The organism is Hominisplanchenecus sp. (assembly GCF_046967715.1).
GTDB lineage: Bacteria > Bacillota > Clostridia > Lachnospirales > Lachnospiraceae > Hominisplanchenecus > Hominisplanchenecus faecis.
The window spans coordinates 1-14,985 of sequence record NZ_JBKVNQ010000010.1 but is presented as its reverse complement, the minus strand read 5'-3'; the positions used below and the strand labels follow the sequence as shown (position 1 = coordinate 14,985).

General features: G+C 40.2%; 14 protein-coding genes and 1 tRNA gene. All 15 read left to right on the top strand.

Features of this window, described 5'->3' with window-relative positions:
- The first annotated feature begins 55 nt into the window (after positions 1–55).
- Positions 56–712: a hypothetical protein gene (locus tag ACLTL4_RS02470; RefSeq protein ID WP_173896691.1), complete on the top strand. Its 657-nt coding sequence runs from the start codon at positions 56–58 to the stop codon at positions 710–712.
- Positions 705–2,603: a DUF2142 domain-containing protein gene (locus ACLTL4_RS02465; RefSeq protein ID WP_173896690.1), complete on the top strand. Its 1,899-nt coding sequence runs from the start codon at positions 705–707 to the stop codon at positions 2,601–2,603. The genes ACLTL4_RS02470 and ACLTL4_RS02465 overlap by 8 nt, the downstream gene beginning before the upstream one ends.
- Before the next feature lie 9 nt (positions 2,604–2,612).
- Positions 2,613–3,425, top strand: coding sequence for a glycosyltransferase family A protein (locus ACLTL4_RS02460; RefSeq protein ID WP_022118211.1), 813 nt, complete (start codon positions 2,613–2,615; stop codon positions 3,423–3,425).
- On the top strand, positions 3,422–4,117 hold the full coding sequence (locus tag ACLTL4_RS02455; RefSeq protein WP_022118210.1) for a glycosyltransferase family 2 protein: 696 nt from the start codon (positions 3,422–3,424) through the stop codon (positions 4,115–4,117). The genes ACLTL4_RS02460 and ACLTL4_RS02455 overlap by 4 nt, the downstream gene beginning before the upstream one ends.
- 13 nt (positions 4,118–4,130) lie before the next feature.
- Positions 4,131–4,490 (top strand): DUF2304 domain-containing protein, encoded by a 360-nt coding sequence (locus tag ACLTL4_RS02450; RefSeq protein ID WP_022118209.1) that lies wholly within the window; start codon positions 4,131–4,133, stop codon positions 4,488–4,490.
- Positions 4,487–5,464 (top strand): glycosyltransferase family 2 protein, encoded by a 978-nt coding sequence (locus ACLTL4_RS02445; protein ID WP_215660345.1) that lies wholly within the window; start codon positions 4,487–4,489, stop codon positions 5,462–5,464. Before ACLTL4_RS02450 ends, ACLTL4_RS02445 begins: the two co-directional genes overlap by 4 nt.
- 36 nt (positions 5,465–5,500) lie before the next feature.
- Entirely contained in the window at positions 5,501–6,319 is an 819-nt protein-coding gene (locus ACLTL4_RS02440; RefSeq protein WP_022118207.1) for a LicD family protein, read from the top strand.
- A complete protein-coding gene (locus ACLTL4_RS02435; RefSeq protein WP_022118206.1) occupies positions 6,319–7,041 on the top strand; it encodes an IspD/TarI family cytidylyltransferase in 723 nt (240 codons plus the stop codon). Before ACLTL4_RS02440 ends, ACLTL4_RS02435 begins: the two co-directional genes overlap by 1 nt.
- 18 nt (positions 7,042–7,059) lie before the next feature.
- Complete coding sequence (locus tag ACLTL4_RS02430) at positions 7,060–8,094, top strand: glycosyltransferase family 2 protein (RefSeq protein WP_173896687.1); 1,035 nt, start codon at positions 7,060–7,062, stop codon at positions 8,092–8,094.
- A gap of 12 nt (positions 8,095–8,106) precedes the next feature.
- A complete protein-coding gene (locus tag ACLTL4_RS02425; RefSeq protein WP_022118204.1) occupies positions 8,107–9,549 on the top strand; it encodes a flippase in 1,443 nt (480 codons plus the stop codon).
- 12 nt (positions 9,550–9,561) lie between these two features.
- Entirely contained in the window at positions 9,562–10,635 is a 1,074-nt protein-coding gene (locus ACLTL4_RS02420; RefSeq protein WP_173896686.1) for an acyltransferase family protein, read from the top strand.
- Positions 10,636–10,791: 156 nt separating this feature from the next.
- Positions 10,792–12,414 (top strand): hypothetical protein, encoded by a 1,623-nt coding sequence (locus ACLTL4_RS02415; RefSeq protein WP_173896685.1) that lies wholly within the window; start codon positions 10,792–10,794, stop codon positions 12,412–12,414.
- A 6-nt stretch (positions 12,415–12,420) separates the two neighbouring features.
- On the top strand, positions 12,421–14,382 hold the full coding sequence (locus ACLTL4_RS02410) for an NlpC/P60 family protein (protein WP_412320185.1): 1,962 nt from the start codon (positions 12,421–12,423) through the stop codon (positions 14,380–14,382).
- 131 nt (positions 14,383–14,513) lie between these two features.
- Positions 14,514–14,708: a hypothetical protein gene (locus tag ACLTL4_RS02405; RefSeq protein ID WP_412291289.1), complete on the top strand. Its 195-nt coding sequence runs from the start codon at positions 14,514–14,516 to the stop codon at positions 14,706–14,708.
- Positions 14,687–14,774: transfer RNA gene (locus tag ACLTL4_RS02400), tRNA-Ser, on the top strand. The genes ACLTL4_RS02405 and ACLTL4_RS02400 overlap by 22 nt, the downstream gene beginning before the upstream one ends.
- Positions 14,775–14,985 lie beyond the last annotated feature (211 nt).

Genomic DNA, 14,985 nt, shown 5'->3' with positions numbered 1-14,985 from the left:
ACAGTATTGTTTGTTATAATCAATAACCAGAGATTAAAGGAGAAAGAGGATGTTTATGGGCAAAAAGCGAAAAGCTGTCATGCTTGGAGTAAATGTATTTCTTGTACTGGCACTTTTATGGTCTGTAGTTTTTACCGTTGACCGAAAGAATGCGGCCTACACCAATACGGACATAGAACGATACAAGAGTTTAAATACCATACCAAAGCTTGGAGCTGTCACGAACAGCAGAACAGCTGAGATCCAATTTTCATTGTACGATGAAAAATTATATGGCATAGCTCTCTTTTTTTATGTATCGGGAGAAAATACCGATGGAGAGCTTGTATGTTCATTGAAGCACGATGGAGAGACTATTTCAGAACAGACGGTTGCAGTGAAGGAGCTGTTTGCTCTTGTCAATAAGAATGAAATTAAACCAAAAGAACTGATTCTTGGAAACGGTGAAGTATGCAATGGCGATTATACGCTGGAAATAAAGGGAAGTGGAATTTCATCGCAGACAAGGATTTCTTTATATGGTAATAAGGCAGATGAATATTTTCTGGATTATACCAATGCAAATTATCAGAACTATAATGGAATTCTTTATATTGTGGAAACTTTAGACCCAGAACGACCATATGTATGGGCCTGTGCATTTTTACTGGCTATGAGTTTTGTCTTTAGCCTGATCATATGTATGAATGAGAGGGAGAAAGAACATGAATAATATTAAGAAACATAAGAGACTGATAGCTGCGATTGTTGTGATTCTGCTGGCAGTGCTGGTAGAGATTTTTGCAAACCGGTCTGCATGGGGACATGCATATGATCTGGATATTACCGATCATATGTACATCAGCGAGAGTGCAGGTCAGGAAGAATATCAGGTTATATTTTCTGCTCCAAAAGGACTTTATATTCAGATGCTCCATGTGCAGGGGCATTTTAAAGATGAAGAGTTCTATGATATAGAAACAAAAGAAATCAATGATTTTGGCAAAGAAACAGAGCAAAAATATCATGACTGTGTAAATAAACTTCTGCCGGAATATTCAACCAGCATCAACAAAAAAGTCACCTATCTGAAGATGACCATGAAGAAGAATAAGGATGCAGAACTGACAAAAGTATCTCTGTCCAATAAAGCAGACATTAATCTGTATCGTTATTTCTTTATACTGTTGATCGGAGCGATGATTTACTGTACTTTCTTTGAAAAAGAATTTATCAAGAAGACAGAATGGTATTTCGCAGTATTTGCACTGAGTTTTGGCATGTTGATCATTGCAGCGGCCCAGCCAACCTGCAATTCCTGGGACGAGCAGATTCATTTCCGGGATTCTTATCGAATTGCCAGCGGGCATAATGTAGAATGGACAGAAGCCGGACTTAACATTATGAACCGCATTAATCCAAAATGTAATACAAAGGAAGAATATAAACTTCTGAAAGCATATATGGATGAACATGGCACGGAAGTTGTTATGAAAGAGACACAGGAAACGTCAGGAATTTCTTATGATAAAATTGCATATATCCCGATGGCAGTTTTTCTGTTTATCGGAAAGAATTTGAAACTTCCATTTTCGGCAGTGTTTGCACTTGGAAAATTCGGCAATCTTCTGATGTATGTGATTGTGATGTTTTGGGCGATTCGCCTTGCAAAGAGCAGAAAATTACTGCTGGCGTTTGTAGCGATGCTTCCGACGCCGCTGTTTCTGGCATCGTCTTATACGTATGACAGCGTTGTGTTCTCGTTCATTACACTGGGATGTGTCCTGTGGTCAAGAGAAGCATTTTTCCAGTCAACGAAGTATTATCATACAGCTTCTGTGATCGGAGCAATATTTATGATGTCCGTCGGATGCCTCTCAAAAGCAGTTTATATTCCACTGGTATTGCTGATGCTTCTGCTGCCGCAGTTTTATAAAAAGAATAAAAAAGAAAAAATCTTATTCCTGATCGGAATCGGAGTATTATTCCTGGTAGTTATGGCAACGTTTGTATTACCGGTTATTTCCAATACAGTGTCAGGGAATATTGCTTATGGCGGCGATTCACGAGGCGGAGATACCAGCGTTGTAAGACAGCTGGTATCTATGGTAAAACATCCGCTGGCAAGTATCCGGCTTATGTTCGGAAGTATTTTCCAGCTGGACAATTTCCGAAATCTGGGTAATATAGATTCCGATAATTATTTCTTCGGAAATCTGATGTTTTTAAATTATGCATCAAGGGGAACACTTGCAGATAAATGGAGTATCCTGTTGCTTCCGATGCTGACCCTGCTGGTTTTTCAGAAAGAAAAGGGCAGCAGCAGACTGGCAAATTGTGAAATATGGAAACGAATCCTGATGTGGGGCATTTTTCTGATCACGGTAATGCTGATCTGGAGTGCAATGTATTTAAGTTTTACGCCGGTAGGAGAGGCAAGTATCGCCGGTGTGCAGGCAAGATATTATCTGCCGCTTATTTATCTTGGAGCATTATTGCTTTCAAATTCAAAGATAAAAGTAGAAATCAGTAAATACGGACTGGCAAAACTATCATTTATTGTTGCAAATATACTGCAAATTGCAGCGGTATGGGAATTATTGCTGCAGGGAAGATTAATATAGGGGAATAGAATGACAAAAAGAAATGATCATACGTTTGCAATTTGTGCATACAAAGAAAGTCCATATTTAGAGGAATGCATACTTTCTCTAAAAAATCAGACGGTCAAAAGCAATATCATAATGGCTACTTCAACGCCGAATGAATGGATACAGGGACTGGCAGAGAAATATGAGATTCCGCTGTACATCAATACAGGTGAAGGCGGGATTGCCCAGGACTGGAATTTTGCATACAGACAGGCAAAAACAGACTATATCACGATCGCCCATCAGGATGATATCTATGAACCGAATTATTTGAAAATGATTTTCGGAGAACTGAAAAAAGGTAAAGATCCGATTGTTGTGTTTACCGATTATGGTGAACTCAGAGATGGAGAAAAAGTTCAGAAATCAACGCTGCTCACGATCAAACGTATTCTGCTGCTGCCGATGCGAGTTCAGGGATTCCAGAATGTGCGATTTTTTAAACGCCTTTTTCTGAGGTTCGGCAATCCGGTCTGCTGTCCGGCGACAACTTACATCAGGAAAAAATTTAAGGGGGATCCGTTTGAAGTAAGATTCTCAAGCAACGTAGACTGGATGATGCTGGAGAAGCAGTCCAGAGAAGAGGGATCTTTCTGTTATATATCAGACATAGGTATGTATCATCGTATTCATGAAAAATCAACAACGACAGAAATCATTCATGGAGATATCCGCTGGAGAGAAGACTACGAAATGTTTCGAAAATTCTGGCCGGCATGGGTTGCAAAACCGCTTGTCAGGGTTTATCGTTTAAGTGAGAAATCAAATAACATACAACAGAGGGAAGAGAAATGAAGGTATTAGTGATTATTCCGGCATATAATGAAGAATTAAATATCAAAAAAGTAGTGTCTAATTTGATCGATCATTATCCACAGTATAACTATGTAGTTGTAAACGATGGTTCCGCAGACAGCACATCGCAGATCTGTCACCAGGAAGGCTACAATATCATAGACCTGCCGGTCAATCTTGGACTTGCAGGAGCTTTCCAGACAGGACTGAAATATGCAGATCAGGAAGGTTATGACTGTGCGATCCAGTTTGATGCGGACGGGCAGCACAGACCGGAATATATCGAAGATCTTTTAAAAGAAATTGAAAACGGATATGATATTGTGATCGGTTCCCGTTTTGTGACGGAGAAAAAACCATTCTCGATGCGAATGTTAGGAAATCGTATGATCGAAAGAGCAATCAAATTTTCAACCGGGAAGGTACTGACCGATCCTACTTCCGGAATGCGTATGTACAGTAAGAAGATCATTCACGAATTTGCATCCAATATCAACTACGGACCAGAGCCGGATACCATTTCATTCATGATCAAACAGGGAGCTTCCGTTAAGGATGTGCAGGTGAAAATGGATGAAAGAACTGCAGGAGAAAGTTATCTGAATCTGACAAGATCGATCGCCTATATGCTCAGAATGATGCTTTCGATTCTGTTTATCCAGAATTTCAGAAAACGCAGAAAAGCAGACTAAGAAGGGAGTCAATATGTCGATCTATTTAAGAATTATTCTGGTTGTCATATCCATGCTCAGTATGATGAACGTTATGAAGAGAGTGAGAAGATTCAAACTGCAGATAGAAAACTCTATTTTTTGGATCATTTTTTCACTGCTGCTGATACTGGTGGCAGTCTTCCCGGATCCGATGTTCTGGCTTGCAGACCTTTTGGGCATCCAGTCTCCAGCAAATATGGTATTTCTCTTTGTTATCTTTATCCTTTTAATTAAGACATTTAATCTGACACTTGAAATTTCACAGCTTCAGTACAAAATACAGGAGCTGGTACAGAAAATAGCATTAGATGAAAATAAAAAGAACAAAGAAGCGGACAAGGAGGAAAAATGAGCAAAGTATCTGTGATTGTTCCGGTTTATAATGTAGAGCAATATATAAAACGATGCCTGAAAAGTATTCTGGATCAGAGCTGGCAGGATTTTGAGATTTTATGTGTGGATGACTGTGGTCAGGATCAGAGCATTTCTATTATAGAGCAGATGCAGAAAGAATATCCGCAGAAAATAAAAATATTATACGGGGAACAAAACATGGGCCTGGGTGCTGCAAGAGATCGAGGAATGAAGGCGGCATCCGGGGAATACATTGCCTTTATTGATAGTGATGATTATCTGAAACGAAATTTTCTGGAAACTTATATGCATGCAGCACAGAAAAAAGATGCAGATATCATTGTTGGCGGTTATATCCGTGATGTAAACGGAAAGTTATCGGAAACACCGATCGATGTCAACGATGATACATTTGTATGGATGAATGTCAGTGCCTGCACAAAAGTATATAAGAGAAAATTTCTGGAAGATAATCATCTGTCTTTTTATGGAGTAAGACGCTACGAAGATGAAGGATTTATGTATCGATGTCTGGCATGTCATCCGGTTGTTGAACTTATGGCATATTCCGGTTACTATTACTATATGAATAGCGAGTCTATTACCAGGAGCAGCAAGAGCGACCGAACCGGTATCGTAAAAGAATATTTTCAGACAGTGAACAAACTGGCTGATACCGTAAAGTGTGACAGAGAGACTCAGCCATTGTTAAATTATTGCCTGGTATCCGGACTGACGGCAAATATGCTTTATAATGGTCAGGGATGCGGCGGAAAAAAAATGAAAGAATTATATATTCAGTATAATAAACTGCTCAATAAAATAGACAGAGATATCTGCAAAAACAAATACATTGCATTGAAGTATTTAAAATCAGAACCGGCAAAAAAGAGATATACAACATGGCTGATCTTAAGACTGAGAAAAATCGGACTGGACAGGCTGCTGTTTTTTCTGGTAAGCAGGATCTGATAAAAGTAAAGCTGAAACAATGAGAGGAATTATCAGATGAAAAATAAAAAATTAAGCTCTGAAGAAATCAAACAAATAGAACTGAACCTGTTATTAAAACTGGATGAGATATGTAAAAAATACAAGCTCAGATATTACCTGTGCGGAGGAACACTTCTTGGTGCAGTCCGTCATAAAGGTTTCATTCCGTGGGATGATGATATCGATGTTCTGATGCCGCGTGAAGATTTTGAGAAGCTTTTGAGACTGGAAAAAAAGCAGAAACAAGATGCGGTGGAAAAGATTGTTTCCTGGAAATCTGGTAATTCTATCTATCCGTTTATCAAACTGATCAATACGAATACGGTACTGAAAGAAAAGTATCTTTCTGAAGAATTTACAACGGGTATCTGGATCGATATTTTTCCACTGGATGGTATGCCGGATGACGAAAAAATTATCGCAAAGAAATTTAAGAAAATTAAATTTTATAAGACTATACTACTGACGGCTTACAGCGAAATGGGAAAAGGAGCTACCTGGTATGCGGCACTTGCAAAGCGAGTCCTGATCCCGATCTGCAAACATCTCAACACGGAAAAACTCTGCAATAAATTAAATGCGATATCAAAAGAGTATCCGATCGACAAGTCGCCGTATGTGGGCGGTTTTCTGTGGGGGTATGGACCGCAGGAGAAAATGCCGAAAGAATTTTTAGAGCCGGTGGAAGTAGAATTTGAAGGACATATGTTTCCGGCACCAAAATGCTGGGATTTCTATCTGACACAACTGTACGGAGATTATATGCAGCTTCCTCCGGAAAATAAGAGGATATCGCATGATTTCAATGTTTATATGAAGGAGAATAAAGAATAATGAATATCGGACTGATCTTTGCCGGAGGTTCCGGAGTGAGGATGAATACAAAAGGTCTGCCAAAGCAGTTCCTTGAGATGAACGGAAAAGCAATCATCATTCATACGATCGAGCATTTTGAAAAATGTAAAGCGATTGATGCAATCGTGATTGTATGTCTGAAAGACTATATTGAATATCTGGAAGATCTTCTGGACCGGGATCGTATCACAAAGGTAAAGAAAATTGTGCCGGGCGGTTCCTGCGGTCAGGAATCCATCTATCATGGACTTTGTGCAGCAGAAGAGATTTCAGAGAATGAAGATGACATCATTCTGATCCATGATGGAGTACGTCCCCTGATATCCGGAAAATTAATCCATGACAATATCAATATGGTAAAAGAAAAGGGAAATGCGATCACGGTAACACCGGCAACAGAGACGATCATTCAGGTTGGCGGTGAACAGGAGATTACGAATATCATCGACCGCAAAAGCTGTTATACAGCAAAAGCACCGCAGAGTTTTTACCTGAAAGATATTCTTGATGTGCATCGTCAGGCGATAAAAGAAAATAAAACTGACAGGATTGATTCTGCAAGTCTGATGAAAGAATTTGGCCATACTCTTCACACACTCGAAGGTCCGACCGAAAATATCAAGATTACAAATCCATCTGATTTTTATATTTTCCGTGCCATTTTGGAAGCAAAGGAAAACTCACAGATCTTTGGATTATAGACTATGGGAGACAGAAATATGCCAGATATTAAAATCAGTATAATTGTTCCGGTATATAATTCGGAGAAATATTTGCCGGAAACGGCACAGAGCATTTTAAAACAGTCTTTTTCGGATTTTGAATTAATCCTTGTGGATGATGGATCAAAAGATGGAAGCGGAAAAATATGCGATCAGCTTGCAGCGAAAGATACCAGAATAAAAGTTATCCATAAGACAAACGGCGGGATCTGTTCTGCACGAAATGCAGGATTAAAAGAAGCGGCCGGAGAATACATTGCATTTTGTGATAATGATGACATCTATCTGCCGGGACTTTTAGAAGATAATTATGCACTTGCAAAAAAATATGATGCAGATGTGGTGCGTTATTCCAGAAGTTATCGCACGGTCAAAGACGGCAAAGTGATCGCAGAAGAAAAGACTTCTTTTAAAGCAGGTGTATACAGCAGTTCACAGTTTGCTGCAAATTTTGATCAGATCAACAAAGCCGGAGAAGGAATCTGGGCCGGTATTTACCGGAGAGCTTTTTTACAGAAAAATCAGATTGATTTTGATGAAACCATGAAGTTTGGATATGAAGATCTGGATTTTATAACGAAAATATATCTGTGCAGCCCAAGTGTTGTACTGAATCCGAAGACTTACTATGTGTGGATCATGCGATATGCACACAGTACAAGCGGAAAGACAGACATTAACAATATCACTTCGCTGATGAAGTGTCTGGAAAATAAAAGCAGACTGGTAACACAGACCGGTATTGAAACACAGATTCCGGCATTTTGGGTGGAAGAGCTTTCCAGAAGAATTTATACGATCGTGCGTTATGTAAGCCCGAAAAAAGTAAAAATGCCGTTTGGAAAAAGAATCGAGCTTTTAAAATATTTCCGCACAGCAGCAGTATTTCAGCAACCGACAGATAAAAAGAAAACGAAAGCATTTAAGAAGCAGTCGAAGCCAGGCTGGCTGATCTGGTACTTATTTGATAAGAAGCATTACTGGCTGTTATACTTTCTGGTAACAGGCAAACAAAGGCTGTCAGAGAAATAAGGAGCAGGGAACATGAAAGAAAAGTCAATCAAATTAAACGCAGTGCTCAATGTTATGAAAACGGTATTGTCTCTGGTATTTCCACTGATCACATTTCCGTATATCACACGAGTACTTCAGGTAAATGCGATTGGAAAATACGATTTTTCCGTATCGGTTATCAGCTACTTTTCTCTGATCGCAGCTCTTGGCATCACCACTTATGCAGTAAGAGAAGGAACAAAATACCGGGGCGATCAGGAAAAAATGAATCAGTTCGCAAGCGAGATTTTTTCTATCAATCTTTATGCAACGATCGTATCGTATATCCTGTTGTTTTTGGCACTTATGTTTGTAGACAAGCTGAAGAGCTATAATATCGTGATCGGGATCCTCAGCCTGGAAATTCTGCTGGCAACGCTGAGCGTTGTCTGGATTTATAATATATATGAAGATTTTGGTTATATTACGTTTGTTACGTTTATTCTTCAGTTCGTATCTATCATCCTGATGCTGCTGTTTGTACACAGTGCAGATGACCTTTACAAGTATGTTATTATTTCCGTTATTTCAAGCAGCGGTTCCGGATTATTTATGTTTTTCCACGCAAGGAAATATGTGCAGCTGCATCTGGTAAAAAAGCCGCCGCTGAAACATTTAAAACCGATTATGATCGTGTTTTCGACAACGATTGCAGCTACCATTTATATCAGCTCAGACACAACAATTCTTGGATGGCTGACAGATGATTACCACGTTGGAATTTACGGAACAGCGGCCAAAATATATAAGATTGTAAAACAGGTTCTTAATGCAGTCGTGGCAGTTGTTATTCCAAGATTCGCATTTTATATTGGAACACAGGAAAAAGATAAGATATTACAGCTGGGAAGAAAACTGATCGATTATATGGTAGCAATCTGCTGTCCGGCGATGGTGGGACTGTTTTGTCTGAGTAAGCCAATTGTAGAAGAGTTTGCCGGAGCATCTTTCAGCGAAGCCTATATCCCGCTGCAGCTGCTCAGCATTGCCCTTGTCTTTGCTGTCTTTGCAAACTTTTTTTCCAACTGTGTGTTGATTTCTTACAAAAAAGAAAAAATTGTTATGTTTGCGACAATCCTCAGTGCAGTGATAAATATTGTACTGAATTTTATCCTGATTCCAAGATATCAGGAAAGTGCAGCGGCTTTTACGACGATTATCGCAGAAGTATGTGTATGTGTAATATCCGCATACGAGTCAAGAAAAATCATAAAGATCAATTGCACAGCAAGAAATCTGATCTCAACGATCATTGGCTGTGTGGGGATTGTGATCTGCTGTATGCTGGCTGCAAAAGTTATTGAAAATCAGATTTATCTGATTCTTGTATCGGTGATCGTATCGGGACTGGTTTATGCAGTTGTTTTGATTCTGATGAAGAATACAGTTATCACAGATGTTTTGGAGCGTTTTGTCAGAGGAGCAAGAGGCTAAGGGAGAGGAAAAATGCAGGGAAAAAGAAATTCAACAATGGACATTGTAAAGGCGATAGGTATCATTTCTATTGTGATGGGACATTGCTGCTATTCAATCATGATACCAGCCTTGAACGTCAGTGTGGGAGAATTTGTATACAGTTATCATTTAATGGTGTTCTTTTTTGTGGCGGGATTTTTTTACAAAAGAGAATACCATGAGCACCCGGAACAGTATATCGGCAAGCGGCTTTTGAAGCTTGGCGGTATGCTGTTTCTTTATAATACCGTGTTTACGCTGTTACATAACACACTGGTGTCGGTCAAAATGATCAGCAGCACCGAACATTACAGCATCAGCAAAATGGTATCCTGCATCGTACAGAGCCTGCTGATGAAATACACCGAAGAATTGCTGGGAGCCTGCTGGTTCCTGCCAATGTTTTTTATCGGAACAGCATTGTTTGCGATTGCATTCAGCAAAGCAGAAAAAAGTAAAAAACCGGAATATTGGCATAAGATCATCTGTATTCTGTTTGCTGCTGTTGCATTATATGCAAACAGTCGGGAGCTGACCTGGGAATACTGGATACAGACTTCAATTCTGGCGGTTCCGATTATGTACATTGGTTACTTTGCAAAACAGAAATGGGACAAACTCGACAAAGGGATTACCTGGTATGGAACTATTTTAAGTGCTGCCGTGATTCTTGGAATCTTAAATCGTATGCCGGGAAGTATTGAACTTTCGGTCAATCAGATCTTACATCCGGTACTTTTTTATCCGGTGACCTTGCTTGGTATTTATTTCTGTATTGGGCTTGCAAAAATACTTGGCAAAAATCCATATACAGAAAAATTTTTCTCACTGGTCGGAAAAGAAAGCTTTCACATTATGGCACTGCATTTTCTTGGATTTAAGATCGTGGATCGTGTTTATTCGTCAGTGTATGGCATTACAGATGCTGAAAAAATTGGAAAATTTCCACATTCAGATTACGGTCTGCACATCAGTTATGTGATTGCCGGAGTGCTCATTCCATTATGTCTGATTACATTACTGCGTAAAGCTCAAAAATATGGTCATTTTGTGAAAGAAATGTAAAACATGCTTTTCAAACAAAACAGAGGAGATTTTTACATTGACTTTTACATTTAGATAAATATACTATAAATTAGGAATAAAAATCGTGCTGCTTGGTAAAAGTAACCAGAGCAGCATCGCAGTGCTAAATTGCATTGCAGCATGAGGAGGAAATAAATGAAAAAAAGAATGCATAAACTTTGCACCATTTTGACAGCATCCGCTTTACTTGCAATGTCTGTCACAGTATATGCAGCAGAAGGGGATAATACAGAGGCTGGATTTCAGCCTGCAGAAGAAGGGACTGTACAGTCTGCGGATACCGAGCAGACACAGGAGACAGCTTCAGAGCAGACAGAAGAGAAAGATCCGGAAGAAAACGGATTAGATTCTTTTGTTTATATAAGAGAAAAAGAAGATAAAACAACCGAAAAAGCAAAAGTAAAAAAAGTAACGATCGAAGAATTAAAAGAAGAAATCGATGCAAATCAGGTGCCGGAACTGGCAGCGGTTGTTTTTCAATTTTCAGATGAAGAGTTTGAGACAGAGGCACTGACGGAGAATACAACTGAATTTAAAACAGAAACTCAGTCAGAAACGACAGAATCTGAAAGTGAAACAGCAACGGAAACAGAGACAGAATCCGAGACAGACAAAGATTCAGAAATCGAGAAATATCCAACCGTAGAACTGAGTGATATGCAGAAAGATATGGTCTATGAGGTAGCAGAGCTTGTTCCACAGACGGTTGTGATCTTCAACCAGTGTGAGCTGGAAAATAATCTGGTGTTTACAGACTGCAAGGAAGTGAAGGCAGTTACCGTTCTGAAAGCAGACACAGAGAAAGAACTGAAAAAAGCAATCCAGAAATACGACCTGGAAAAAGAATATGCAGATTATCTTAAACTCCAGAGTGAAAAGAAATCTGCGTCAAAAGGACAGGCACGTACGACAAGTACATCAAGTTCAGGCAAAAGCCTTGCAGTGCCACAGACGTCCACTCAGAAAGAGAGTCAGACTTCCACTACACCGTCAAACCGTGTGGCAGGAAGCAGTTCAACATCGGGAAGCAGTTCTTCTTCAGGAAGCTCTGCTTATGGATCATCCGGCAGCTCCACATCAGGAAGCAGTTCGACATCCGGAACAACAACCGGACAGAAGGACGTTACATTCAAATTTGAGCCGGATGAGGTATACAGCGGAGAAGAGAGCATTTCAGCAACTTACAGCGTATCCAGCACAAAAGAGATTACATATGGAAAAGTAACGATTAACTATGATACCAATGCGATGAAATACGATGATTCCAATGCGGAGGACAGCGACGCACTGGAAGGTATGACGATCAAAGTTATCAAGCCGACAGACAGTGCTGGAACGGAAGGTAAGATTGTGATTGAATTTTCATCAACAACACCGAAAAAGCTGAAAGGAACTCTGGTAGATCTCTGGTTCAATCTGACAGGCAATGCAACAACCGGTCAGCAGTTCAATATCAGCATGACCGTAGATGAATTACGAAATGGATCGACCAATCTGACATCTGAAGTGGAGACAGCAAGTATGGTAGCACAGCCGGATGACGATGAAGAGACGGAAACGGAGACACCTTCTACAACCGCCACACCGTCCACAACGGCATCAACAAGCGCATCGCCTTCCACACTGACATCAGGTTCGAGTTCCACGACGACAACACAGAACGCACCAAAGACAGGCGATACAACCAATATCCCGGCTATGGTTCTTCTGATGGCAGGTTCGGCAGCAGTATATATCAAAGCAAGAAAGAGAGTATAGCAATAAATGTATAGACGAAACATAGCAGCGGCAGCAGCCGTCCTGTTTCTTTCTTCAGCCGTTGGCATTTCTGCCTATGCAGCACCACAAAAAGACAACAGTGCGACAGAGGCAGAGACAGAAACTGAAACGGAAACTGAGACACAGACGGAAACCGAAACCGAGACAGAAACTCAGGAAACCGAAGCAGCGACAGAGCGAGAAGCAGGTTTTGTATCCATAGAAGAGATGCCGTTTGAAATCGAAACGGAAACTGAGACAGAAAGCAGCGATCAGACTGAGACAGAAACGGAAACAGAAACAGAGCAGAAAATAGAGTCACCAAAAGTAGAACAGACTTTTCGTTTCTTTCAGGTAGAAAAGAAATATGCTGTATCAAAAAGAGATGATGTTTATCTCTATGAAAAGAAAAATACAAAATCCGATAAAGTAGGAAAGATCAATGCACTTGGCGTATTGCATATTCTGGAAGAAGACGACGATGGCGAATGGTATTATGTAGAATCCGGAAAAGCCAGAGGCTTCATAAAAGCAAAATATGTATGGGCAGACGAAAAAGCGGAACGTTATGTAAAGCATAAAAAAGAAAAGAATATAGAGACAGCCGAAGTTCTCAAAGAAGCTTATGAAAATAAGGCGTTTCTGCATACACAGACAACTGCATACAAAGCAGTAGCCAAAAAGAAATACGCCCTGACAAAAAAGAGAATCAAGATCTATGATTCTATTCCGCAGGAAGAAACTAAGAACAATAAAAAGGAAGAAACAGAAAAAGAAACGCAGGAAAGTACTGCCTCAGAAAGTGAAAAACAGAGCAGCAGTGTGACAGAGGGCGAAACGCAGGATAATTCTGCGAAAGAGAGCGAAACGCCGGACAGTGCTTCCGGGGAAAGTGAAACACAGGAATCCGAGAAAAAGAAAAGCACAGATCGGAAATCGGAGAAGAGTGAAGATACAGAAAAGGACCAGGAGCCGGAGGTAGTAGGTACACTGGAAAAAGGCGGACTGTGTTATATTCTGGATGATGAGGATCAGGAATGGAGTTATGTAGAATCAGATGATGTCAGGGGATTTGTACAGACAAAGCAGCTCGAAACCGGGAAAAAAGTGAAAAAAGAGATCGAAGAAAAAGGCGAGGATACTTATGCCCTTGCTAAAGCAAAAGTAAAACCGGAAGACAACAAAGCCTGCTATTACACGGTAACTTCCGTAAAAGAAGCTTCTGTATCAGGACTGATCCGCACCTCTATGTTAGAATATGCGAAGCAGTTCCTGGGTAATCCTTATGTATGGGGAGGTACCAGTCTGACAAAAGGGGCAGACTGCTCCGGTTTTGTACAGAGCATTTATGCAGAATTTGGTTACAGCATTCCGCGTGTGGCGGAAGACCAGGCAGAATGTGCCACCAAAATACCGGTAGAAGATGCATTGCCGGGCGATCTGATCTTTTATCAGAGATCGGATGGCTATATTTATCATGTAGTTATGAGTACTGGTGACGGCGGAACGATCGAGGCACACAGCAGTGCCACGGGCATTATAGAAAGCACTGTAAATGAAAACGATGCAGTATGGGCAGTCCGTATTATTTCAAATGAGGATACAGACATACTGGATGCATTGAAGAAAAAGGATATGGCAGCAGATTACTATGATAATGCTGTTATAGCGAAGAACACAGAATATGGTTCATACCTTGGCAAATTTAAGCTGACAGCATATTGCAGCTGTCCGATCTGTTGCGGAGTCTGGTCAGGCGGACCTACGGCGAGCGGAGCAATGCCGACGATCGATCATACGGTAGCTATGGCAGGACTGCCATTTGGAACCGAATTGATCATCAATGGACAGGTCTATACAGTAGAAGATCTGGGAACGCCATATGGACATGTAGATATCTATATGAATAACCATCAGGCGGCACTGCAGTTTGGTGTTCAGTACAGTGATGTGTATCTGAAAAAATAAAGAAGAATAAATATTTGATATGGGCAATTTCTTATTATATTCAAGAAGGAATTGTCCATATTTTTATGTCAGATGTGAGATGACTTCGGCAGGTGCTTCTCTGCGTTCAAATGAGGATACAGACATACTGGATGCATGGAAGAAGAATAGGTGAGTTGAAAAAAGTAAATTTCACTTTGCAAGTGAACCCTGAAAAAATAAATAAAGAAAAAGCAAAAAATCAGTTGACATTTCAAAATGAATTTATTATAATAAATGAGCGTCACAGAGATGTGAGCACAATATCAGACGAATTGCTGATTCAGGAGAAGTACTCAAGTGGCTGAAGAGGCGCCCCTGCTAAGGGTGTAGACCGTTTACGCGGTGCGAGGGTTCAAATCCCTCCTTCTCCGTTCAACATTCTAAGATATTTTTTTATGCCCTTAATTCTTTGAAAAACAACTTGAGAAAAATAAATCAAAAAAGTTGTTGACAAAAAGAAAGAGAAGTGGTAAGATATCAAACGTTGCGGCGGAAACGCAGAAACAACGGAGCCTGCGAGATACAGCCAGTCAGGGAATCATCCAGACGATCCGGGGACGGAATCAAAAAGATGAAAAAAGT